This window comes from Streptomyces sp. SX-6, assembly GCF_059089585.1.
The window spans coordinates 35,061-56,722 of sequence record NZ_JBTHHU010000027.1 but is presented as its reverse complement, the minus strand read 5'-3'; the positions used below and the strand labels follow the sequence as shown (position 1 = coordinate 56,722).

21 protein-coding genes are annotated in these 21,662 nt (G+C 70.7%); 11 read left to right on the top strand and 10 right to left on the bottom strand.

Translation table 11 applies throughout. The features are described 5' to 3' along the window. The first annotated feature begins 111 nt into the window (after window positions 1–111). Window positions 112–1,017, top strand: a complete 906-nt coding sequence (locus ACV530_RS26945) for an HAD family hydrolase (RefSeq protein ID WP_494335215.1) — start codon at window positions 112–114, stop codon at window positions 1,015–1,017. 257 nt (window positions 1,018–1,274) lie between these two features. Here the strand turns inward: ACV530_RS26945 and ACV530_RS26940 are convergent, their stop codons facing one another. Continuing rightward, a complete protein-coding gene (locus tag ACV530_RS26940) occupies window positions 1,275–2,096 on the bottom strand; it encodes a Fic family protein (RefSeq protein ID WP_494335214.1) in 822 nt (273 codons plus the stop codon). 101 nt (window positions 2,097–2,197) lie between these two features. Here ACV530_RS26940 and ACV530_RS26935 point away from each other — a divergent pair, with 101 nt between their 5' ends. Next, on the top strand, window positions 2,198–3,190 hold the full coding sequence (locus tag ACV530_RS26935) for an ATP-binding protein (protein WP_494335213.1): 993 nt from the start codon (window positions 2,198–2,200) through the stop codon (window positions 3,188–3,190). Here the strand turns inward: ACV530_RS26935 and ACV530_RS26930 are convergent. Next, a complete protein-coding gene (locus ACV530_RS26930; RefSeq protein WP_494335212.1) occupies window positions 3,171–4,511 on the bottom strand; it encodes a polysaccharide deacetylase family protein in 1,341 nt (446 codons plus the stop codon). The genes ACV530_RS26935 and ACV530_RS26930 overlap by 20 nt on opposite strands. A gap of 257 nt (window positions 4,512–4,768) precedes the next feature. Between ACV530_RS26930 and ACV530_RS26925 the strand changes: the two genes are divergently transcribed. The 6 genes from ACV530_RS26925 to ACV530_RS26900 all read left to right on the top strand — a co-directional run bounded on the left by ACV530_RS26925 (window position 4,769) and on the right by ACV530_RS26900 (window position 12,338). After that, a complete protein-coding gene (locus ACV530_RS26925; protein WP_494335211.1) occupies window positions 4,769–6,592 on the top strand; it encodes a carbonic anhydrase in 1,824 nt (607 codons plus the stop codon). Window positions 6,593–6,770: 178 nt separating this feature from the next. Further along, the gene (gene acs / locus ACV530_RS26920; RefSeq protein ID WP_494335210.1) at window positions 6,771–8,738 is read left to right on the top strand and encodes an acetate--CoA ligase; all 1,968 of its coding nucleotides are present in this window, start codon (window positions 6,771–6,773) and stop codon (window positions 8,736–8,738) included. 200 nt (window positions 8,739–8,938) lie between these two features. After that, window positions 8,939–10,336: a Na+/H+ antiporter NhaA gene (gene nhaA, locus ACV530_RS26915; RefSeq protein ID WP_494335209.1), complete on the top strand. Its 1,398-nt coding sequence runs from the start codon at window positions 8,939–8,941 to the stop codon at window positions 10,334–10,336. Window positions 10,337–10,460: 124 nt separating this feature from the next. After that, complete coding sequence (locus tag ACV530_RS26910) at window positions 10,461–10,919, top strand: phage holin family protein (RefSeq protein ID WP_494335208.1); 459 nt, start codon at window positions 10,461–10,463, stop codon at window positions 10,917–10,919. Window positions 10,920–10,981: 62 nt separating this feature from the next. Further along, the gene (locus tag ACV530_RS26905; protein ID WP_494335259.1) at window positions 10,982–11,911 is read left to right on the top strand and encodes an alpha/beta fold hydrolase; all 930 of its coding nucleotides are present in this window, start codon (window positions 10,982–10,984) and stop codon (window positions 11,909–11,911) included. A gap of 217 nt (window positions 11,912–12,128) precedes the next feature. Beyond that, on the top strand, window positions 12,129–12,338 hold the full coding sequence (locus ACV530_RS26900; RefSeq protein ID WP_494335207.1) for a hypothetical protein: 210 nt from the start codon (window positions 12,129–12,131) through the stop codon (window positions 12,336–12,338). A 28-nt stretch (window positions 12,339–12,366) separates the two neighbouring features. On the opposite strand, the gene ACV530_RS26895 is transcribed toward ACV530_RS26900, so the two are convergent. The 3 genes from ACV530_RS26895 to nth all read right to left on the bottom strand — a co-directional run bounded on the left by ACV530_RS26895 (window position 12,367) and on the right by nth (window position 15,226). Further along, a complete protein-coding gene (locus ACV530_RS26895; RefSeq protein WP_494335206.1) occupies window positions 12,367–13,566 on the bottom strand; it encodes a MarP family serine protease in 1,200 nt (399 codons plus the stop codon). 81 nt (window positions 13,567–13,647) lie between these two features. Continuing rightward, window positions 13,648–14,328 carry an NUDIX hydrolase gene (locus tag ACV530_RS26890; protein WP_494335205.1) on the bottom strand — a complete coding sequence of 227 codons (681 nt, stop codon included), beginning with the start codon at window positions 14,326–14,328 and terminating at the stop codon, window positions 13,648–13,650. A 46-nt stretch (window positions 14,329–14,374) separates the two neighbouring features. Next, a complete protein-coding gene (gene nth, locus ACV530_RS26885) occupies window positions 14,375–15,226 on the bottom strand; it encodes an endonuclease III (RefSeq protein ID WP_494335204.1) in 852 nt (283 codons plus the stop codon). Window positions 15,227–15,563: 337 nt separating this feature from the next. On the opposite strand from nth, the gene ACV530_RS26880 reads away from it, so the two are divergent. After that, window positions 15,564–16,238: a Crp/Fnr family transcriptional regulator gene (locus ACV530_RS26880; protein ID WP_494335203.1), complete on the top strand. Its 675-nt coding sequence runs from the start codon at window positions 15,564–15,566 to the stop codon at window positions 16,236–16,238. A gap of 97 nt (window positions 16,239–16,335) precedes the next feature. On the opposite strand, the gene ACV530_RS26875 is transcribed toward ACV530_RS26880, so the two are convergent. The 4 genes from ACV530_RS26875 to sp36 form a co-directional block, all read right to left on the bottom strand. Then, window positions 16,336–17,166, bottom strand: coding sequence for an MBL fold metallo-hydrolase (locus tag ACV530_RS26875; protein ID WP_494335202.1), 831 nt, complete (start codon window positions 17,164–17,166; stop codon window positions 16,336–16,338). Then, window positions 17,163–18,047, bottom strand: coding sequence for an NUDIX hydrolase (locus ACV530_RS26870; RefSeq protein ID WP_494335201.1), 885 nt, complete (start codon window positions 18,045–18,047; stop codon window positions 17,163–17,165). Before ACV530_RS26870 ends, ACV530_RS26875 begins: the two co-directional genes overlap by 4 nt. 104 nt (window positions 18,048–18,151) lie before the next feature. Continuing rightward, the gene (locus ACV530_RS26865; RefSeq protein WP_494335200.1) at window positions 18,152–18,616 is read right to left on the bottom strand and encodes a RidA family protein; all 465 of its coding nucleotides are present in this window, start codon (window positions 18,614–18,616) and stop codon (window positions 18,152–18,154) included. Further along, a complete protein-coding gene (sp36, locus tag ACV530_RS26860; protein ID WP_107018142.1) occupies window positions 18,613–18,774 on the bottom strand; it encodes a Sp36 family protein in 162 nt (53 codons plus the stop codon). The genes ACV530_RS26865 and sp36 overlap by 4 nt, the downstream gene beginning before the upstream one ends. Before the next feature lie 71 nt (window positions 18,775–18,845). Here sp36 and bagA point away from each other — a divergent pair, with 71 nt between their 5' ends. Further along, window positions 18,846–19,838, top strand: a complete 993-nt coding sequence (bagA, locus tag ACV530_RS26855) for an ATPase BagA (protein WP_494335199.1) — start codon at window positions 18,846–18,848, stop codon at window positions 19,836–19,838. Further along, a complete protein-coding gene (gene bagB, locus ACV530_RS26850) occupies window positions 19,835–21,283 on the top strand; it encodes an ATPase BagB (RefSeq protein WP_494335198.1) in 1,449 nt (482 codons plus the stop codon). Before bagA ends, bagB begins: the two co-directional genes overlap by 4 nt. On the opposite strand, the gene ACV530_RS26845 is transcribed toward bagB, so the two are convergent. Continuing rightward, the gene (locus ACV530_RS26845) at window positions 21,280–21,615 is read right to left on the bottom strand and encodes a WhiB family transcriptional regulator (RefSeq protein ID WP_193553472.1); all 336 of its coding nucleotides are present in this window, start codon (window positions 21,613–21,615) and stop codon (window positions 21,280–21,282) included. The two genes, bagB and ACV530_RS26845, sit on opposite strands and share 4 nt — an antisense overlap. Window positions 21,616–21,662 lie beyond the last annotated feature (47 nt).

Below are 21,662 nucleotides of genomic sequence, written 5' to 3'. Positions count from 1 at the left end.
AGTCGGGCCGGGTTAGACACGGTCGCGAACGATCCGTGACTTCCATGGTGTACCCGAGAGCCTTCTCAGGCAAACCCACACGCCTCAGCTTACGCCGAATGGAGGGCCCCTATGCTCGGCGGCGTGGAAAACCACTCCTCGCCTCGAACAGCCGCGTTCTTTGATCTGGACAAGACGGTCATTGCGAAGTCGAGCACGCTCACGTTCGGCAAGTCCTTCTACCAAGGCGGTTTGATCAACCGACGCGCCGTACTGCGCACCGCGTACGCGCAGTTCATCTTCCTCACCGGCAGAGCAGACCATGAGCAGATGGAGCGCATGCGCCGCTATCTCTCCGAACTCTGCCGGGGCTGGAATGTTCAACAGGTACGCGAGATCGTCGCGGAGACACTGCACGAGCTCATCGATCCCATCATTTACGACGAGGCCGCTTCTCTCATCGAGGAGCACCACGCCTCCGGCCGCGACGTCGTGATCGTCAGCACCTCCGGCGCGGAGGTCGTCGAACCGATCGGCCGGATCCTGGGCGCGGACCGGGTCGTCGCCACCCGCATGGCAGTCGAGGACGGCGCCTTCACCGGAGAGATCGAGTACTACGCCTACGGCCCCACCAAGGCCGAAGCCATCAGAGAGCTCGCCGAATCGGAGGGATACGACCTGTCGGGCTGCTACGCCTACAGCGACTCGGTGACGGACATCCCGATGCTGGAGTCGGTCGGCCACCCCTGCGCCGTCAATCCCGACCGCGGGCTGCGCCGCGAGGCGGCGGCCCGCGACTGGCCCGTCCTCTTCTTCAACCGCCCGGTGCGACTCAAGCAGCGGGTGCGCTCGCTGCCCGTACCCCCGCGCCCGGCGCTGCTGGCCGCCGCAGTCGGTGCGGCTGCCGCAACAGCGGGCCTGCTCTGGCTCGCCGGCCGCCGCGGGGCGCGCCCCAACCGCCTGACCGCATTGCCCGTTTTTGGCGATAAAAGTAAAGAAGTACGGCTTAGCCTTCCGCTTCTGCGGCGTCAGGAGTAGAAAGGAGTCAACGGCCCGCGAGACCAGGGGACATCCGGGAAGGATGCCTCTCGTACCACGGCCCCACGGACCGAAGCACGAACGTCGGGCACCCACGCGACGCCGACCCGTCGATTACGGGCCAGTCGCACCAGGGAGCGGGCAAAGTTCCCCGACCTGATGGACGCCTTCCGTGCACGCATGGTAACCCGGCGGACGTGCCAGCGGCGGTGCCAGAGCTTGACCGGTACCGCCGCAACCCTGTGCGCCAACGCGCCTCAGGCGGCGCCGCGTTGAAGCGCCTCGCACACGGCAGTCGTCTCCCGTACACCCAGCTCCACGGCGCGGGCGCAATGGGCGATCCAGGCCGCCATTCCCCGTGGCGTCCCGGAGACATAGCCGTCGAGCGCCTCCGCATAGGCGTCCCGTCCCAGCTCCGCGTGGCCGACCTCGGCAGGGCAGATCGACTTCGGGTCGAGGCCGCTTCCGACCAGCACGATCCGCTCGGCAGCCCGCGCGACCAGCCCGTTGTGCGAGGTGAAGGGGCGCAGAGCGAGCAGTTCGCCGTGCACCACCGCCGCCGTCACCACGGCCGGGGCATCGCTGCCCGCGATCAGGAGATCCGCCAGCCCCTCGAGCCGGCCCGACACCTCCTCCGCCTCCGGCAGCGCCGGACCGATCAGCGGCTCCTCGACCACCTCGCCCGGCAGTCGCGGACGCCCGACCGCGTCGTCCGGCCGGACCCCGCCCGCCGCCACCAAGTGCAGCCTGGCGAGGACGCGCAGCGGCGACTGCCGCCACACGCTCAGCAGTTGACCGGCTTCGGCTGTCAACCGCAGCGCGGCGCCCACCGTGCGCGGCTCACCCTCACCACCGAAGTCGGAGCGCCGACGCACCTCCTCGAGCGCCCAGTCCGCACCGGACAGCGCGGCCGAACCTCGCGCGCCGCGCAACGCCGCCTCGGCGGTGACCTCATTGCTGCGGCGCCGCATCACCCGGTGCCCGTACGCACGGTCCACCGCTTTGCGCACGGAGTCCACGGCGTCAGGGACATCAGGGAGCGACCCCAGGGCGGCCAGCGGATCAGCTGTCGTACTCATGAGTAAGACAGTACGCACTCCAGTCCCACACCCCCCGAAGGAGTGGTCTTATTCACCCACCGCTCTCACTCGCCGCACCTCCGCACCTACGCTTGGTGAACATGAAGATCGCTTTCGTCGGGAAGGGCGGCAGCGGCAAGACCACGCTGTCCTCGCTTTTCATTCGTCATCTCGCCGCGGAACACGCCCCGGTCATCGCCGTGGACGCGGACATCAACCAGCACCTGGGCGCGGCGCTCGGCCTGGACGAGGCACGGGCCGCCGCCCTGCCGGCCATGGGCGCGCACCTCCCTTTGATCAAGGACTATCTCCGGGGCACCAATCCACGGATCGCTTCGGCCGACACGATGATCAAAACGACCCCGCCCGGCAACGGCTCCCGGCTGCTGCGCATCGGCGAGGACAACCCCGTGTACGAGGCGTGCGCGCGGACCCTGCCGCTGGACGGCGGCGCGTCCGTACGGCTGATGGTGACCGGGCCGTTCACCGAATCCGATCTCGGCGTGGCCTGCTATCACTCCAAGGTCGGCGCGGTGGAGCTGTGTCTCAACCACCTCGTGGACGGCCCGGGCGAATACGTGGTCGTCGACATGACGGCGGGCAGCGACTCCTTCGCGTCCGGAATGTTCACCCGCTTCGACATGACGTTCCTGGTCGCCGAGCCCACCCGCAAGGGCATTGCCGTCTACCGCCAATACAAGGAGTACGCGCAGGACTTCGACATCGCCCTGAAGGTTGTCGGCAACAAGGTGCAGGGCCCGGACGACCTCGACTTCCTGCGCGAGGAGGCGGGGGACGACCTGCTGGCCTTCTTCGGCCACTCCGACTGGGTGCGGGCCATGGAGAAGGGCCGTCCGCCTCTTTTCGACCTGCTGGAAGAGTCGAATCACACGTCCCTGCGTACTCTGCGCGAGACCGTGGACGACGCCTACGCACGGCGCGACTGGCAGCGCTACACCCGTCAGATGGTGCACTTCCACCTGAAGAACGCGGAGAGTTGGGGTAACTCGAAGACGGGTGCCGACCTGGCGGCCCAGGTCGACCCCGCCTTCGTGCTCCACGAGCAGTTGTCGGCTACTCCTCAGCCCGTCTGATCCTCGCTCTCTTCCCGTCGTCATCGTCGTCCTCGCCGTTGTCCTCCGGCTCCTGCGACGCGGGGGCGTGCAGCGAGGGGGCGTGGTGCGTCGGCGGGGAGGCCGGTTCGAACGTCCGGATGTCGGAGAGCCGGCCCCAGCCGTATCTCGGCGCCTCGCCGACGTCCAACTTGCGCAGATTCGACAGCACTTCGGGATCCTGTGCGTCCAGCCAGTCGGTGAGCTGCTTGAAGGACACGCAGCGCACGCCTTCCTTGCCGCAGACCGTCTTGATGACGCTCTCCACGGCACGCATGTATGTGCCGCCGTTCCACGATTCGAAGTGGTTGCCCACAAAGAGCGGGGCGCGGTTGCCGTGATAGGCGCGGTCGAAGCCGGCGAGCAGTCCGTCGCGCATCTGCGCGCCCCATGCCTCGCGTTTGTCGGGATCACCCCTGGTGGTACCGGACTGGTTGGCAAGGAAGTTGTAGTCCATCGACAGCGTCTCGAAGGCCCGTCCCGGCACCGGCACGTCCTGGAGCGGGAAGTCCCAGATCCCGTCGATCTTGCTCGGCCAGACCTGGCGGCCTCCGGAGGAGCTCGCGTCGTAGCGGAAGCCCATGGCCTTGGCAGCCGGGATGAGATGCCGCTGTCCCTCGAGGCAGGGCGCCCGGCCGCCGACCAACTCCTTGTCGTAGTCGAAGGGCAGAGGAGCCAGGTGCTTGAGCCCCGTGTTCGTCTTCCACCTGCGGACGAAGCTCCGGGCCTGCCGGATCTCGCTCTTCCACTCCGATGTCTTCCAGGTGCCGACTCCCCCGTTGAGGCCGCAGAAATGGCCGTTGAAGTGGGTGCCGATCTCGTTGCCGTCCAGCCAGGCGCCGCGGAGTTGCACCACGGTGTCCCTGACTCCCTGGACGTCGTTGAAGCCGATGTCCGAGGATCCGAGTGCGTGCCGCGGCGGATCGTAGACGTCCCTCTTCTTCTCAGGGAGCATGTAGACGCCGCTGAGGAAGTACGTCATGGTCGCGTTGTATTTCTTGCCGACCTTGCGGAAGTGCGAGAACAGCTTCTGCCCGTCCTCACCCGCGCCGTCCCACGAGAAGACGACGAATTGCGGGGGCTTTTCACCTGGGGCCATTCGCTGAGGCCTTGGCTGCCGGGGCTGGGGACCGGTGTCGGCGGTGGATCCGTCGCCGAGGAGCCGGACGACCGCGTTCGGCGCCGCAGCACCGTGCGACCCGCCGTTCGATCCCTCGCCGCCCTCCCCGGAACACCCCGCCGTACCCGTGACCAGCGCCGACGCGGCAAGTCCGGCCAGCGTGATTCTCCATGGAACCGCCATCAGCTCACCTCATCCTTCGGCCCGTCCGGCCGGTGCGGACATCGAGCGCTCAAGAGCTGTCAACGTCGCATGGAATGAGGTGAAGGAAAGGCACGACAAGCTGATAAGCATACGAATTCACTCCATAGGCGGAAGCTTCCCTTTGCCATCCGTTTGGGACTTCCGTTCGGCCTTTACTCTCCATTACGATTCGTTTACTGAGAGTTGAGAGACAGGCTCTCCGCGTGACCGCCCGCCCGACGAAGACGGGAACGACCATGCAAGCTCCGCCGGCACCACCAACTCGCCTTCCGCACCGGGTCATCCGCCGGATGCGCCGTGACCTGTCCACGTCCCTGGCCGTCTTCCTGATGGCTGTCCCCATCTCCGCCGGCATCACGCTCGCCGTGGCGGCACCGCTGCAGGCGGGCCTGGTGGCGACGGCTGTGGGGTTCGTCGTCGCGTGGGTCTCGGGCAGTGCGTCGTATCAGGTCGGCGGTGTCACCGCCGGGTTCGTGCTGGTGACCGCGGAGGTGGCGCGGCACCACGGCTGGCAGGTCACCTGCGCGGTCATCGCACTCGCCGCCCTGGTGCAGCTCGCCTCGGGTACGGTCCGAGCGGCTCGCGCCGCGCTGGTGGAGCGCGCGGCCAACTCGCGGATCACGCACGGGATTCTCGTGGGTGTCGGTGCGACCCTTGCGCTCGGACAGCTGCACGTCGTCCTGGGCGGAGACCTCGCCGACCCGCTTATCCCGGATCTGTGGCCTCCGCACCTGGCCGCACTGCTGGTCGGCGCGGCGGCCGTGTCCGTATGCGCGATGTGGCCGAAACTCCGGGGCCGCGGCGGCCGTTGGGCCCGGGCGGTGCCGACGCCGCTCGCGGCGGTGGCCCTGGCGGCCGTCGTCGGCGCGGGCTCGGAGCTCCCCCGGTTCTCCCTGTCCCAGTGGGAGTCGCAGGCACTGCCGCGCGGGCCGGTGTTCGGGGTGTTCGCGGCCGCTGTGACAGCCGTACTGGCCGTCGGCATGGGGTCGTCCTCTTCGTTCACGGCGCTTCGTCGGCTGCGCACGTCCCCCATGTCCGCAGTGGTGCAGGGGATGTGGGTGTCGGTGTGCGTGGGCGTGCTCGCCGTCTGGTCCGACCGGATCCCGCTGGCCGCGTTCGGCGCAGTGGTCATGGTGACCGGGGTGGGGATGGTCCGGTGCGCGTTGCAAGGGCTCACGGCGGGGGCGACGCCCGCCGCCCTCATGACGGTCAAGAAGGCCGTCGTCAAGGCCGGGTCCCGTCGGCCGGGCGCCGAGTCCGGCGGTACCCACACCTGCCGCCCATGGACGCCGTGGCGCAATCACCACTGCACCCGGCCCGCCGGACCCGATGTCTCCGAGCGCGCGCACGGAGGGCACCAGCTCATCGGCGGTGTCAGTGCGTTCCAGCGCAATACGGCGCCGCTCGTCCGCGCCGAGCTGGCCCGGCTGGCCCGTGAAGGGCAGCGGCCCAGTCAGCTCTTTCTGACCTGCGCCGATTCCCGGCTGGTGACCAGCATGATCACCTCCAGCGGCCCCGGGGACCTGTTCACCGTGCGCAATGTCGGCAACCTGATGCCGCCGCCCGGCGCCGAGGGCACCTGTGACTCGGTCGGCGCCGCCGTGGAGTACGCCGTCGACGTGCTCAAGGTGGCCAGCATCACCGTCTGCGGGCACTCCGGATGCGGGGCCATGCAGGCGCTGCTCGACACGAGCGCCTTCCACACCCGCGCACGCCACGCCCAGGAAATCGCGAGCGCCACCCAGACCCCGCTCGCCCGCTGGCTGCGGCACGGCTACCCGAGCCTGGCCCGCATGCAGCGGATCGGCCGGCTCGGGCGCGGCGAAGTGGCGCTGGCCGAACGGCCCGTGGCGGACGATGCCGAGCGGCTCGCTCTCGTCAATGTGGTGCAGCAGCTCGACCATCTGATGGCGCACGCCTGCGTCGCCCGGCGGGTGGCAGAAGGATCGCTTCACCTCCAGGGCATGTACTTCCACGTCGGCGAGGCGCAGGCGTATGTGCTCGACCACCGGTCACGCACCTTCGCCGCCGTACGCCCGGAGGTGCTGGACGCCGTGTGAACCGAAGCCCCCGAGCGCCCCGGCCACGCACCGCGCGCCCCGCCCGCACACCCCTGACCTCGTACAACCCTTCCCCCACAGGTCTAAACCTCTATTTCCCCAGACCCCTTGTCAGGGCCCGGCCCGGGCTGGTGAGCTATGCCCGGGAGCAACGAGCCCCCTGGGAAAGGGAGATGTCGTGAGCAACGAAAGCCTGGCCAACCTCCTGAAGGAGGAGCGCCGCTTCGCACCGCCTGCCGCCCTGGCCGAGCAGGCCAACGTCACCGCGGAGGCGTACGAGCGGGCGCGGGCTGACCGGCTGGGCTTCTGGGCCGAGCAGGCCCGCCGCCTGAGCTGGGAGACCGAACCGACCCAGACCCTCGACTGGTCGAACCCGCCGTTCGCCAAGTGGTTCGCCGACGGCAGGCTCAACGTGGCGTACAACTGCGTCGACCGCCATGTGGAGAACGGCCTGGGCGACCGCGTGGCGCTGCACTTCGAGGGCGAGCCGGGCGACACCCGCTCGATCACCTACGCCGAGCTCCAGCGCGAGGTCTCCAAGGCCGCCAACGCCCTGACCGAGCTCGGGGTCCGGGCCGGCGACCGGGTCGCCATCTACCTGCCGATGATTCCCGAAGCGGTCATCTCGATGCTCGCCTGCGCCCGCATCGGCGCCCCGCACTCGCTCGTCTTCGGCGGCTTCTCGGCCGACGCCCTCGCCACGCGCATCGTCGACGCCGACGCCCGTGTCGTCATCACCGCCGACGGCGGATTCCGCCGCGGCAAGCCCTCGGCGCTCAAGCCCGCCGTCGACGAGGCCCTCACCCGGCCCGGCACGGAGAAGGTCCACAGCGTCCTCGTCGTCCGCCGCACCGGCCAGGAGGGCATCGGCTGGACCGAGGGGCGCGATGTGTGGTGGCACGAGCTGGTCGAGGGCCAGTCCGACCGGCACACGCCCGAGGCGTTCGACGCCGAGCACCCGCTGTTCATCCTCTACACCTCGGGCACCACCGGGAAGCCCAAGGGCATCCTGCACACCACCGGCGGCTACCTCACCCAGGCGTCGTACACCCACCACGCGGTCTTCGACCTCAAGCCCGAGTCCGATGTCTTCTGGTGCACGGCCGACGTCGGCTGGGTGACCGGCCACTCGTACATCGTCTACGGCCCGCTCAGCAACGGCGCGACCGAGGTGCTCTACGAGGGCACACCGGACACCCCGCACCAGGGCCGCTGGTGGGAGATCGTCCAGAAGTACGGCGTGACCATCCTCTACACCGCCCCGACCGCGATCCGCGCCGCCATGAAGTGGGGCGACGACATCCCGGCCAAGTTCGACCTCAGCAGCCTGCGCATCCTCGGCTCGGTCGGCGAGCCCATCAACCCCGAGGCCTGGGTCTGGTACCGCAAGCACATCGGTGCCGACGCCACCCCCGTCGTCGACACCTGGTGGCAGACCGAGACGGGCACCATCATGATCAGCCCGCTGCCGGGCGTGACCGAGACCAAGCCCGGCTCCGCCCAGGTGCCGCTGCCCGGTATCGGCGCGACGGTCGTCGACGACGACGGCATCGAGGTCCCCGACGGCCACGGCGGCTACCTCGTGCTCACCGAGCCGTGGCCGTCCATGCTCCGCACCATCTGGGGCGACGACCAGCGCTACCTCGACACCTACTGGTCCCGCTTCGAGGGCCGCTACTTCGCGGGCGACGGCGCCAAGAAGGACGACGACGGGGACATCTGGCTGCTCGGCCGGGTGGACGACGTGATGCTGGTCTCCGGCCACAACATCTCCACGACCGAGGTCGAGTCCGCCCTCGTCTCGCACCCCAAGGTCGCCGAGGCGGCGGTGGTCGGCGCGACCGACCCGCAGACCACGCAGGCGATCTGCGCGTTCGTGATCCTCCGCGGCAACGTGGACGCCGAGGAGGCGGGCCTCGTCGAGGAGCTGCGCGCCCATGTCGCCAAGCAGCTCGGCCCGATCGCCAAGCCGAAGCGCGTCCTGCCGGTGGCCGAACTGCCCAAGACCCGCTCCGGCAAGATCATGCGCCGCCTGCTGCGCGACGTGGCCGAAAACCGCACGCTCGGCGATGTGACCACCCTGACCGACTCCTCGGTCATGGATCTCATCCAGGCTCAGCTCCCCACCGCCTCGAGTGAGGACTGACCGCGAGGGCTGATGGGCTGATCAGGCCCTACCAGTGAAGGGCGCCCGGCTTCGGCCGGGCCCCCTTCACTCATTCGGGTTAAAGTACATAAGCAACGCGTAGAAATTTCGACAAAAATCAAAGGCGCGCCGGGAAGTCTGGTCGGCACACAGCACACGTGTACCCACGTGTTCCAGTCGACTTCAGGAGGTCCCCCACCGTGGCCGCGCCCAAGAACCGCCGTTCCGTCTTTCTTGGCCGGCTGCCGCTGCCCGAACGGACCTTCCTCACGGACGCGTTGCGCACCGAGACCGTCGGCGGCGTCCTCCTGCTCGTCGCCGCCGTCGTGGCCCTGATCTGGGCGAACACCCCGCTGCGCACCGGCTATGCGGCCATACGCGACGCCCACTTCGGCCCGGGCTCGCTCGGACTGCACCTCTCGGTCCAGCACTGGGCCGCCGACGGGCTGCTGGCCGTCTTCTTCTTCGTCGCCGGGATCGAGCTCAAGCGCGAGCTGGTCGCGGGCGAACTGCGCGACCCCAAGGCGGCCGTCCTCCCGGTGGTCGCGGCGATCTGCGGCATGGCCATGCCCGCGATCGTCTACTTCTCGGTGGCCTCGGCGGGCGGCGGCTCGCTGCGCGGCTGGGCCGTGCCCACCGCCACCGACATCGCCTTCGCCCTCGCCGTGCTCGCGGTCATCGGGACGTCCCTGCCGTCCGCGCTGCGCGCCTTCCTGCTGACCCTCGCCGTCGTCGACGACCTCTTCGCGATCCTGATCATCGCGATCTTCTTCACCTCGAAGATCGACTTCGCCGCTCTCGGCGGTGCCGTGCTGGGCCTGGTGGTCTTCTGGGTGCTGCTGAGGAAGGGCGTACGCGGCTGGTACATCTATGTGCCCCTGGCCCTTGTCATCTGGGGGCTGATGTACAACAGCGGCGTGCACGCCACCATCGCGGGCGTCGCCATGGGCCTGATGCTGCGCTGCACCCGTCACGAGGACGAGAAGCAGTCCCCCGGCGAGCACATCGAGCACCTCGTGCGCCCGCTGTCCGCGGGTCTGGCCGTACCGCTGTTCGCCCTGTTCTCCGCCGGAGTCACCATCTCGGGAGGGGCGCTTTCCGACATCTTCCGTAGGCCCGAGACGCTGGGTGTCGTACTCGGTCTGGTCCTCGGCAAGGCGGTCGGGGTCTTCGGCGGGACATGGACGGCGGCCCGCTTCACCAAGGCGGAGCTGAACCCGGACCTCAAGTGGCCGGATGTCCTCGCCGTCGCGAGCCTGGCGGGCATCGGGTTCACCGTGTCCCTGCTGATCGGCGAACTCGCCTTCACCGACAACCCGGTGCTCGCCGACGAGGTCAAGGCAGCCGTGCTGGTCGGCTCGCTGATCGCCGCCGTGGTGGCGAGCGTCCTGCTCAAGCTGCGCGACAACAAGTACAAGAAGCTCTGCGCCGCGGAGGACCTCGACGAGGACCAGGACGGCATCCCGGACATCTACGAGCAGGACAACCCCGAGTACCACCTGCGCATGGCCGCGATCCACGAGGCGAAGGCGGCCGAGCACCGGCGGATGGCGGAAGTCGCCTCCGGCCGCACCACCGGCGACGATGGTCCGGCATGATCTGAGAGTCTTCACATCCGCTGAAGACCGGCGGAAGACTCGGAGCACCCGGGAAAATCGGAGCACCCGGGAAATCCGCCGCACATTCGCAGATGACGAAGCCGATACGAAGAGGGAGCAGCCGATGAGCGCAGCCGACGACGGCACCGACCGCAGCCTCGGCCAGCTGGTGGCGACGGCGACCACCGAGCTGTCCGCACTGGTGCACGACGAGATCGCGCTGGCCAAGGCCGAGCTGCGGGAAGACGCCCGGCGGCTCGGCATCGGCGGCGGCGCAGTCGCCGCGGCGGGGACGCTGGCGCTCTTCTCGCTGCCGGTGCTGAGCTTCGCCGCGGCCTACGGGATCCACAACCTGGGGCTGGGGCTCGCCTGGTCCTTCCTGATCACGGGCGGCGCGTTCCTGCTGATCGCGGGGCTGCTCGTGCTGCTGGCGATGCGCAAGTTCAAGAAGATCAGCAAGCCCGACCGGAGCATCGCCTCGGCCAAGGAAACGGCGACCGTGCTGAGCACTGTCAAGCCCCATCCGCGTCCTTCCTCGGGCACAAGCCAGACGGACGCATCTGTGACACGCTCGTCCGTATGACGGTGCCCGATACCTCCGCAGCGCCCGCGTCCCCCGATCCCGTCACGCCCCGTGAGCCGGCCGTGACGGGTCCAGCCGCGTCGCCCACGGTGGTCGTACGCCCCGACGGTCCCTGGACCCACCGGGAGGTCGCGGCGAACGGGGCCCGGTTCCACATCGCCGAGATGGGCGACGGGCCGCTGGTGCTGCTGTTGCACGGCTTCCCGCAGTTCTGGTGGACCTGGCGTCACCAGCTGCCGGCGCTGGCGGAGGCGGGCTTCCGGGCCGTGGCCATGGATCTGCGCGGGGTGGGCGGCAGCGACCGTACGCCGCGGGGCTACGACCCGGCGAACCTCGCCCTGGACATCACCGGGGTGATCCGCTCCCTCGGCGAGCCGGACGCGGCGCTGGTCGGCCATGACCTCGGCGGCTACCTGGCCTGGACGGCCGCGGTGATGCGGCCCAAGCTGGTGCGCAGGCTCGCGGTGTCCTCGATGCCGCATCCGCGGCGCTGGCGGTCCGCGATGCTCACCGACCTCCAGCAGAGCGCGGCAGGGTCGTACATCTGGGGTTTCCAGCAGCCGTGGCTGCCGGAGCGCAGACTGGTCGCGGACGACGCGATGCTCGTGGGGCGGCTGATCCGGGACTGGTCGGGCCCGCGGCTGCCGGACGACGAGACCGTCGAGATCTACCGGCGGGCGATGACGATCCCCTCGACGGCACACTGCTCGATCGAGCCGTACCGGTGGATGGTGCGGTCGATGGCACGGCCGGACGGCATCCAGTTCAACCGCCGCATGAAGCGTCCGGTGCGGGTGCCCACGCTCCACCTGCACGGGTCGCTCGATCCGGTGATGCGGACCCGCAGCGCGGCGGGCTCCGGGGAGTACGTGGAGGCTCCGTACCGCTGGCGGCTCTTCGACGGGCTCGGGCACTTCCCGCATGAGGAGGACCCGGGGGCGTTCTCGGCCGAGCTCATCAACTGGCTCAAGGACCCCGAACCCGACCGGTAGGACCAGGCACGCCGGGCCCGGCTGGGGGTCCGGGGGTCATCCCCCGGGAAAACACAGCCCGCATGAGGAGGACCCGGGGGCGTTCTCGGCCGAGCTCATCAACTGGCTGAAAGACCCCGAACCCGACCGGTAGGCAGCGGCTACTTGCCCGGTGCATAGGCCAATTGCGTGACCCGTAGGCGATTACCGACCTTCGGCCCCGGGCACAGACCTCGGTATGGGCTGGACGCACGACTATCGCGACCTGACTCAGCAGCACGGCACCGAGGACGATGCCGCGTCGGCTGTGACAGACGTACCCGTCAGGGGTGGGAGCAGCGGCCTCCGCCCGGAGGCCGGAACCGCCACCCGGATCGGCATTCCGCGCATCATCCGGCGCCGCGCGCGCTGGGTGTCGGCGCGGCTGCGTCACCCCCGCAGCCGCTGAGCCCTCCGCCCCGCCCGGCCGGCCGGGCTCACAGCGCACAGCCTTGGGTGTCGACCCGCTCCGTGGCCGTACGGCCGTCCACGACGTCCTCGCGCACCTCGTCCGCGCTGAGGGCGTATCCGGTGTCGGCGTCGTCGAGCGACTTGGCGAAGACCACGCCGTAGACCTCGCCGTCGGGGGTGAGCAGCGGGCCACCCGAGTTGCCCTGGCGGACGGTCGCGTAGAGGGAGTACACATCGCGGCGGACGTTGCCGCGGTGGTAGATGTCGGGGCCGTTGGCCTGGACCCGGCTGCGGATCCGCGCGGACCGCACGTCGTAGGCGCCGTTCTCCGGGAAGCCCGCGACGATGGCGCTGCCGCCGCTCTCCGCGTCGCTCTCAGCGAAGCGCAGCGCCGGTGCCCTGAGCGAGGGGACGTCGAGCACCGCGATGTCGCGCTCCCAGTCGTAGCGGACGACGTGGGCCTGGAACAGCCGCCCGTGTCCGCCCACTTGCACGGTCGGATCGGACACGCCGCCGACGACATGGGCGTTGGTCATCACCCGGTGCGGCGCGAAGACGAAGCCGCTGCCCTCCAGGACCTTGCCGCAACCGGGCGCGTTGCCCACGACCTTGACGATGCTGCGCTGCACCTCCGCTGCCACGGGGCTGCCCGCGAGCCGGGGGTCGGGGGCGGGCACCGAGGTGATGGGCTCGGCGGAGAAGGGCGCGAAGACCTGCGGGAAACCGTTCTGCGCGAGGGCCGTGCTGAAGTCCGCGAACCAGGTGTTGGCCTGGGCCGGGACGACGCGGGCGACACCGAGCAGCACCTTGGAGCTGCGGACCTGCTTGCCGAGTGTCGGCAGGGAGGTGCCGGCGAGGGCGGAGCCGATCAGCCAGGCGACCAGCAGTATCGCGACGACGTTGACCAGGGCCCCGCCGGTGGCGTCCAGCGCCCGGGCCGGGGACCAGGTGATGTGGCGCCGCACCTTGTTGCCGAGGTGAGTGGTGGCCGCCTGGCCCACCGAGGCACAGACGATGACGATGACGACGGCGGCGACGGCCGCCAGGGTGCCGGGGGCCGTGTCGCCCGTGACGCTGTCCCAGATGAGAGGCAGTACGTAGACAGCGGCCAGGCCGCCGCCGAGGAACCCGACGACCGAGAGCACGCCGACGACGAACCCCTGGCGATAGCCGATGACCGCGAACCACACGGCGGCGATCAGCAGCAGGATGTCCAGTACGTTCACCGGGAGTTGCCTCGCATTGCGGTTGTCGGCGGGGTCACGGCCTCGGCGCCCGTCGGCGCGGAGGCCACCGTCTCACGTCCGTCAGGCGCGCCGGTCCAGCGAGACGCGCCGCTCGGTGTCCCAGGGACGTTCCCAGCCCGCGTGGTGCAGGATGCGGTCGATCACCCCGGCCGTGAACCCCCAGACCAGCGCCGACTTGACGCAGAAGGCCGGGCCCGTGTGGCCGTTGGGGTGAACGGCGGTCGCGCGGTTGCCGGGGTCGGTCAGCTCGGCGACCGGCACGGTGAACACCCGGGCCGTCTCGGCCCGGTCGACCGCGCCGATTCTGCTGGGGGTGCGCCACCAGCCGAGCACGGGCGTCACGACGAAACCGCTCACCGGGATGTAGAGCTGGGGCAGCACACCGAACACCTGGACGCCGGACGGGTCGAGGCCGGTCTCTTCCTCGGCCTCGCGCAGCGCGGCCCGCACCAGCCCGGCCTCCCCGTCCCCGTCCTCGGGGTCGAGTGCGCCGCCGGGGAAGGAGGGCTGGCCGGCGTGCGAGCGGAGCGTCCCGGCGCGCTCCAGGAGCAGCAGCTCGGGGCCCTGCTCGCCCTCGCCGAAGAGCACGAGCACGGCGGACTGGCGCCCGCCGTCCTCCGGCGGCAGGAAGCGGCTCAGCTGCTCGGGCCGGACGGTCTCCAGGCCACGGACCACCGGCTCGAGCCACTCGGGCAGCCCTTCGGTGGTGACGGAGATCTCCCGGCCGTACGTGCTCGTCATGCCTCTTCCTCGACTTCCGCGGTTGTCGTCGGCGGTGCCGACCCGGTCACTCGGCTCCCAGCGGGCGGGCAGGCAGGCCCGGGTAGTCCGGCGGCGGTTTGAGCCGCTGGCCGGGCAGGCCGCCCTTCTCGTACTTCAGCAGCTTCTTCGCCTTCTCGGGATCCGTCTCCCCCTCGCCGTACGACGGGCAGAGCGGGGCGATCGGGCAGGCGCCGCAGGCGGGCTTGCGGGCGTGGCAGATGCGGCGGCCGTGAAAGATGATGCGGTGCGAGAGCATCGTCCACTCGCTCTTGGGGAAGAGGTCGCCGACCTCCGCCTCGATCTTCTCCGGGTCCTGCTGATCGGTCCACTTCCAGCGTCTGACCAGCCGCTGGAAGTGGGTGTCGACGGTCAGACCGGGCACCCCGTACGCATTGCCGAGCACCACGTTGGCGGTCTTGCGGCCGACGCCCGGGAGCGTGACCAGGTCCTCGATGCGGCCGGGCACCTCGCCGCCGAAGCGGTCCCGCAGGGCGGCGGAGAGGCCGAGCAGGGACTTCGCCTTGGCCCGGAAGAAGCCCGTCGGCCGGATCAGCTGCTCGAGCGTCTCGGGGTCGGCGGCGGCCATGTCCTCGGGCGTGGGGTACGCGGCGAAGAGGGCCGGAGTGGTCTGGTTGACCCGCAGGTCCGTGGTCTGGGCGGACAGGACCGTGGCGACCAGGAGCTGGAACGAGTTCTCGAAGTCGAGCTCCGGGTGGGCGTACGGATAGACCTCGGCGAGCTCGCGGTTGATCCGCCGCGCGCGGCGGACGAGCGCGGCGCGGGACTCCCCCGTCGGGGGAACGACCATCTTCTTGGTCGCGGTCTTCTTGGTGGCAGCCGTCTTGGCTGCGGTCTTCTTGGCTGCGGTCTTCTTCACCGCAGCCTTCTTGACGGCCTTTTGCGGAGCCTTCGATTCCGCACCTTTTGCCGCTTTCGCGACCTTCGCCGCGGGGCGTTCGCCCACAGCGGAATCGCGGGCCGGAGTCACCCTCCCGGCCCTCTTGCCCTGTGCTGTCACCGGCGTATTGGACACTCGGCCAGACTAAAGCCCTGCACTGACATCCGCCCCGGGCGCAGGAAAAGCACTGCCCAATCGGACCCCTGCCGTAGGGCTTCGGGCGACGATGCGCCACACTTGTGTTTGATCACACAGTTTTACCGACGGGCATGATGGGGACGACGGTCCTCTGTGCATGTCGACAAGGAGAGAACTCGTGGACGACGTTCTGCGGCGCGCCCCGCTGTTCGCGGCGCTCGATGACGAGCAGGCCGCTGAGCTGCGCGCCTCCATGGGCGAGGTCACCCTCGCGAGGGGCGACGCCCTGTTCCACGAGGGCGACCCCGGTGACCGCCTCTACGTGGTGACCGAGGGCAAGGTGAAGCTCCACCGCACCTCACCCGACGGCCGCGAGAACATGCTCGCCGTCCTGGGCCCCGGCGAGCTCATGGGCGAGGTGTCCCTGTTCGACCCGGGACCGCGCACCGCCACCGCCACCGCCCTCACCGAGGTCAAGCTGCTCGGCCTCGGCCACGGCGACCTCCAGCCCTGGCTCAACGCCCGCCCCGAGGTGGCCACCGCGCTGCTGCGTGCCGTCGCCCGCCGGCTGCGCCGCACCAACGACTCCATGTCGGACCTCGTGTTCTCCGACGTGCCCGGCCGCGTGGCGAAGGCGCTCCTGGACCTGTCGCGCCGCTTCGGCGTGCAGTCCGAGGAGGGCATCCACGTGGTGCACGACCTCACCCAGGAGGAGCTCGCCCAGCTCGTCGGCGCCTCCCGGGAGACCGTCAACAAGGCCCTCGCGGACTTCGCGGGCCGCGGCTGGCTCCGTCTGGAGGCCCGCGCCGTGATCCTGCTGGACGTGGAGCGCCTCGCGAAGCGCTCGCGCTGACGGCCCGTTCGTGACGAAGGCCCCCGCCACACAGGGCGGGGGCCTTCGTCATGTGGCCGTTCGTCACGTGGCCGGCCGTCAGATCAGGCCGTGCTCGCTAGATCAGGCCGTGCTCGCTCAGGTAGTCCAGCTGGGCCCGTACCGACAGCTCCGCCGCGGGCCACAGCGCACGGTCCACGTCCGCGTAGACGCGGGCCACGACGTCGGCCGGGGTCCGGTGCCCCTCCTCGACCGCCGTCTCGACCTGGGCCAGGCGCGTGGCCCGGTGGGCGAGGTAGTACTCGACGACGCCCCGCGCGTCGTCCAGCACGGGCCCGTGGGCGGGGAGGACCGTCTCCACGCCCTTGTCGACCGCGAGCGAGCGCAGCCGCCGCAGCGAGTCCAGGTAGTCGCCGAGGCGGCCGTCGGGGTGGGCGACGACCGTGGTGCCCCGGCCCAGCACGGTGTCGCCGGTGAGCACCGCCCCGTCCGCGGGCAGGTGGAGGCTGACCGAGTCGGCCGTGTGCCCGGGCGTGGCGACCACCCGGATCTCCAGCCCCCCGACGGTGATCACCTCACCGCCGCCCAGCACCGCACCGCCGGCGCACAGCGCCGGGTCCACGGCCCGTACGGGCGCGCCCGTCAGCTCGGCGAAGCGTGCCGCGCCCGCCGAGTGGTCGGGGTGGCCGTGGGTGAGGAGCGTGAGGGCGATGCGCCGGTCCGCCGCCTCGGCGGCGGCGATGACGGCCCGCAGATGGGTCTCGTCCAGCGGCCCCGGGTCGACGACCACGGCGAGGGCGGACCCCGGCTCCGCGAGGACCCAGGTGTTGGTGCCCTCCAGCGTCATCGCGGACGGATTGGGAGCGAGGACGCAGGTCGCGCGGTCGGTGGCGGGGCCACCCACCGCGCCCCCGCGGGGCCGGCCCGGCAGATCGGCTGCGTTCGTCATGCGTCGGCTCCCGAGGATCCCGAGGACAGGTGCTTGGTGAATTCGTCGTGTCCGGGCCAGCTCAGCACGATCTCGTCGCCGACGAGCCGGGCTTGCGCCAGGACAGGGGTGAGATCCTGCTCACCCGCCGCGGCCAGCGCCTGCGCGACGCCACCGTACGGGCACAGCGACCGCAGCGTGGCGACGGTCGGCGGCATCATCAACAGCTCGCCGCGCGCGTAGCCGGCGAGCGCCTCGGCGGGGGCGGCCCACACCGAGCGGTCCGCCTCGGTGGAGACGTCCCGCGCGCGCTGTCCCTCGGGGAGCGCGGCGGCGAAGAACCAGGTGTCGTAGCGGCGCGGCTCGAACTCCGGGGTGATCCAGCGGGCCCAGGCGCCGAGGAGGTCACTGCGCAGCAGCAGACGGCGCCGCTCCAGGAAGTCCGCGAACGACAGCTCGTGGGCCACGAGCGCGGCCCGGTCGGCCTCCCACCCCTCCCCGGTGGTGTCGGCGACGACGGTGTCCGCCGCCGGGCCCGCGAGCAGCACGCCCGCCTCCTCGAACGTCTCCCGGACGGCCGCGCAGACGATGGCCTGGGCGGCGGCCGGGTCCACCCCGAGCCGGTCCGCCCACTGCCGGGGCGAGGGGCCCGCCCACGGCACGTCGCGCTCGTCGCGCGGGTCGACGGAACCGCCCGGATACGCGAACGCGCCTCCGGCGAATGCCATGGAGGCGCGTCTGCGCAGCATATGGACGGCGAGCCCGGCGCCGCCCGCCCCGGAGCGCAGCAACAGGACGGTCGCGGCCCGACGCGGCGTCACCGGCTCGAGCCTGCCGTGTGCGAGCGCTCTGATCCGGTCCGGCCACTCCGGCGGATACCACTGGCCGTTCGTCGTCGACATGGCCGGATGCTATGCGCTCGCGCGCGAATGTTCGAGGGCAGCGGCAGGGGGCAGCAGCTGTTCGAGGGCAGCGGCCCCGGACGTCAGCCCGTGGCCCCCGGACGTCAGTCCGCGACCTCGACCTGCAGCTCGACCTCGACCGGCGCGTCCAGCGGGAGCACCGCCACGCCGACCGCCGAGCGCGCGTGCACGCCCTTGTCGCCGAGCACCTCGCCCAGCAGCTCGCTGGCGCCGTTGAGCACACCCGGCTGCCCGGTGAAGTCCGGCGCGGAGGCCACGAAGCCGACGACCTTCACCACCCGGACGATCCTGTCCAGGTCGCCGATCACCGACTTCACGGCGGCCAGGGCGTTGAGCGCGCAGACGCCCGCCAGCTCCTTGGCCTGCTCCGCGCTGACCTCGGCGCCCACCTTGCCGGTCAGGGGGATGGAGCCCTTGACCATCGGGAGCTGGCCCGCGGTGTACACGTACGCACCGCTGCGCACGGCCGGCTGGTAGGCGGCCAGCGGCGGCACGACGTCCGGAAGCGTCAGCCCCAGCTCGGCGAGCCTGGCCTCGACGGCGCTCATGCGGCCCGCTCCCTCTTGAGATAGGCGACGAGCTGCTCGGGGTTGTTGGGACCCGGGACCACCTGGACGAGCTCCCACCCGTCCTCGCCCCAGGTGTCCAGAATCTGCTTGGTCGCGTGCACCAGAAGCGGCACGGTGGCGTATTCCCACTTGGTCATGGCCCGACTGTAATGCCTTCCACCGACAGCCCCGTGCGTAGCCCGCGGGACGACTGGTTAGGCTCCGCTCCATGAGCAGGCTCCATGTCGTCAGCGGCAAGGGCGGTACCGGCAAGACCACGGTCGCCGCGGCACTCGCGCTCGCACTCGCGGCCGAGGGAAAGCGTGCGTTGCTGGTCGAGGTCGAGGGCAGACAGGGCATTGCGCAGCTCTTCGAAACGGAGCCATTGCCCTACGAGGAACGGAAGATAGCCGTCGCGCCCGGCGGCGGCGAGGTCTACGCACTGGCCATCGACGCCGAACGCGCCCTTCTCGACTACCTCCAGATGTTCTACAAACTCGGCACCGCGGGGCGGGCGCTGAGGAAGCTCGGCGCGATCGACTTCGCGACGACCATCGCACCGGGCCTGCGCGACGTGCTGCTGACCGGCAAGGCGTGCGAGGCGGTGCGCCGGAAGGACCGTACGGGCCGGTTCGTCTACGACTACGTCGTCATGGACGCCCCGCCCACCGGCAGGATCACGCGCTTCCTCAACGTCAACGACGAAGTGGCCGGGCTGGCCCGTATCGGGCCGATCCACAACCAGGCACAGGCCGTGATGCGGGTGCTCAAGTCCCCCGAGACGGCAGTGCACTTGGTGACGCTCCTGGAGGAGATGCCGGTCCAGGAGACGGTGGACGGCATAGCCGAACTGCGGGCCGCGAACCTGCCGGTGGGGAGCGTGGTCATCAACATGGTGCGCCCCGAGGTCCTCGGCCAGGAGGCCGTCGAGGAGGCGGCGGGCGCACGGCGCGAGGCGGTTGCGAAGGCCCTCGCGCACGCGCTGGAACGGACGGCGCCCGGCGGGGCGCGGGGCGCGGGAGCGCCCGACGCGCTGGCCGGCCCGCTGCTGGACGAGGCCCGCGAGCACACCGAACGGCTCGCGCTGGAACGCCTCGGCCGCGCCGCGATCGCCGGGATCGGCCTGCCCGTCCACGAGCTGGAACTGCTCGGCGAGGGCGTGGACTTGGCGGGGCTCTACCGGATGGCACGCGAACTGCGGAAGCAAGGGTGGTCTGAGTGAGTCTCGACACGGCGGCACCTCTCGGCATCGACCCCGTCCTGGACAATCCGCGGACCCGGATCGTGGTGTGCTGCGGCTCGGGCGGCGTCGGCAAGACCACGACGGCGGCGGCCCTGGGCGTACGCGCCGCGGAGCGCGGACGGCGGGTGGTCGTCCTCACCATCGACCCGGCCCGCAGGCTGGCGCAGTCGATGGGGATCGACGAACTCGACAACGTGCCCCGCCGCGTACCCGGCATCGACGGCTCGGCCGGCGGTGAACTGCACGCCATGATGCTGGACATGAAGCGCACCTTCGACGAGATCGTCGAGGCGCACGCCGACGGGGAGCGTGCCCGCGCCATCCTGGAGAACCCCTTCTACCAGTCCCTGTCGGCCGGCTTCGCGGGCACGCAGGAGTACATGGCGATGGAGAAGCTCGGCCAGCTCCATGCCCGCGACGAGTGGGACCTGATCGTCGTGGACACACCGCCCAGCCGCTCCGCGCTCGACTTCCTCGACGCGCCGAGCAGGCTGGGTTCGTTCCTCGACGGCAAGCTCATCAAGGTGCTGCTGGCCCCGGCGAAGATCGGTGGCCGGGCCGGGATGAAGTTCCTGGGCGTCGGCATGTCGGTGATGAGCGGCCCCCTGAACAAATTGATGGGGGCCCAACTGCTGCGCGACGTACAGACCTTCGTGGCGGCGATGGACACCATGTTTGGCGGCTTCCGTACCCGCGCCGACGCCACCTACCGGCTGCTCCAGGCCCCCGGCACGGCGTTCCTCGTCGTCGCCGCGCCCGAGCGGGACGCGCTGCGCGAGGCCGCGTACTTCGTCGAGCGGCTGGCGGCCGAGCGGATGCCGCTGGCAGGGCTCGTGCTCAACCGCGTGCACGGCAGCGGGGCCGCGCGCCTCTCGGCGGAACGGGCGCTGGCGGCGGCCGAGGCACTCGCGGACGCGTCCGGCGGGGCCGACGGCCCGGGGGAGCTCCGGGCGGGCGGGGCGGCGGCGCATTACGCAGAAAATCTTGACGGCACCGGCATTGTCGATCGTGACAGCGGGCAGGCTGGGTCACGTACCGCTGACGACCCTGGCACCGCCACTCCCGCCGACACATCTCTTCCCGAGAGCGGCTCCCCCCAGCCCGTGCCTCCGGGAGCCTCCGCGGTGCCCGAGGTCTCCACCGAGCGGCTCGCCGCAGGGTTGTTGCGGCTGCATGCCGAGCGGATGCGCGTCCTCGCACGCGAACAGCGCACACGGGACCGCTTCACGGCCCTGCACCCCGAGGTGGCGGTGGCGGAGGTGGCCGCACTCCCCGGTGACGTGCACGATCTCGCGGGGCTGCGGGACATCGGCGAGCGACTCGCCCGCCAGGCACCTCACGGCGCCGCCCCCTCGCCCCTGCCCGGGCAGCCGTCGCTCGCCACTGTGGACCCCGCCACGGCGGATCCGGCCGAAGCCGGCTAGCCGACGGCCGCGTACGTGTCGTACTCCTCCTCGCCCAGCGGCAGGAGTCCGGCGCCGCGCTCGTATTCCGTACGAGCGGTCTCGAGCAGCCTGCGCCATGACGTGACCGTCGGCCGACGGCGCAGCAGCGCCCGCCGCTCGCGCTCCGTCATCCCGCCCCACACGCCGAACTCCACGCGGTTGTCCAATGCGTCGGCCAGGCATTCGGTACGCACCGGACACCCGGTGCAGACCGCCTTGGCCCTGTTCTGCGCTGCGCCCTGAACGAATAGTTCATCCGGATCGGTCGTGCGGCAGGCGGCCTGCGCACTCCAGTCGGTTACCCAGCCCATGCTGGCGCCGTCCTCTCCCGAATCGAGGCTCCCCCACGGCGGCAGCG

What these genes read in the sequence shown, in the direction of transcription:
- ACV530_RS26945 (WP_494335215.1), top strand. Translation starts at nt 112, where the DNA reads ATGCTCGGCGGCGTGGAAAACCACTCCTCGCCTCGAACAGCCGCGTTC.
- ACV530_RS26940 (WP_494335214.1), bottom strand. Translation starts at nt 2,096, where the DNA reads ATGAGTACGACAGCTGATCCGCTGGCCGCCCTGGGGTCGCTCCCTGAT.
- ACV530_RS26935 (WP_494335213.1), top strand. Translation starts at nt 2,198, where the DNA reads ATGAAGATCGCTTTCGTCGGGAAGGGCGGCAGCGGCAAGACCACGCTG.
- ACV530_RS26930 (WP_494335212.1), bottom strand. Translation starts at nt 4,511, where the DNA reads ATGGCGGTTCCATGGAGAATCACGCTGGCCGGACTTGCCGCGTCGGCG.
- ACV530_RS26925 (WP_494335211.1), top strand. Translation starts at nt 4,769, where the DNA reads ATGCAAGCTCCGCCGGCACCACCAACTCGCCTTCCGCACCGGGTCATC.
- ACV530_RS26910 (WP_494335208.1), top strand. Translation starts at nt 10,461, where the DNA reads ATGAGCGCAGCCGACGACGGCACCGACCGCAGCCTCGGCCAGCTGGTG.
- ACV530_RS26900 (WP_494335207.1), top strand. Translation starts at nt 12,129, where the DNA reads ATGGGCTGGACGCACGACTATCGCGACCTGACTCAGCAGCACGGCACC.
- ACV530_RS26890 (WP_494335205.1), bottom strand. Translation starts at nt 14,328, where the DNA reads ATGACGAGCACGTACGGCCGGGAGATCTCCGTCACCACCGAAGGGCTG.
- ACV530_RS26875 (WP_494335202.1), bottom strand. Translation starts at nt 17,166, where the DNA reads ATGACGAACGCAGCCGATCTGCCGGGCCGGCCCCGCGGGGGCGCGGTG.
- ACV530_RS26870 (WP_494335201.1), bottom strand. Translation starts at nt 18,047, where the DNA reads ATGTCGACGACGAACGGCCAGTGGTATCCGCCGGAGTGGCCGGACCGG.
- ACV530_RS26865 (WP_494335200.1), bottom strand. Translation starts at nt 18,616, where the DNA reads ATGAGCGCCGTCGAGGCCAGGCTCGCCGAGCTGGGGCTGACGCTTCCG.
- sp36 (WP_107018142.1), bottom strand. Translation starts at nt 18,774, where the DNA reads ATGACCAAGTGGGAATACGCCACCGTGCCGCTTCTGGTGCACGCGACC.
- bagA (WP_494335199.1), top strand. Translation starts at nt 18,846, where the DNA reads ATGAGCAGGCTCCATGTCGTCAGCGGCAAGGGCGGTACCGGCAAGACC.
- ACV530_RS26845 (WP_193553472.1), bottom strand. Translation starts at nt 21,615, where the DNA reads ATGGGCTGGGTAACCGACTGGAGTGCGCAGGCCGCCTGCCGCACGACC.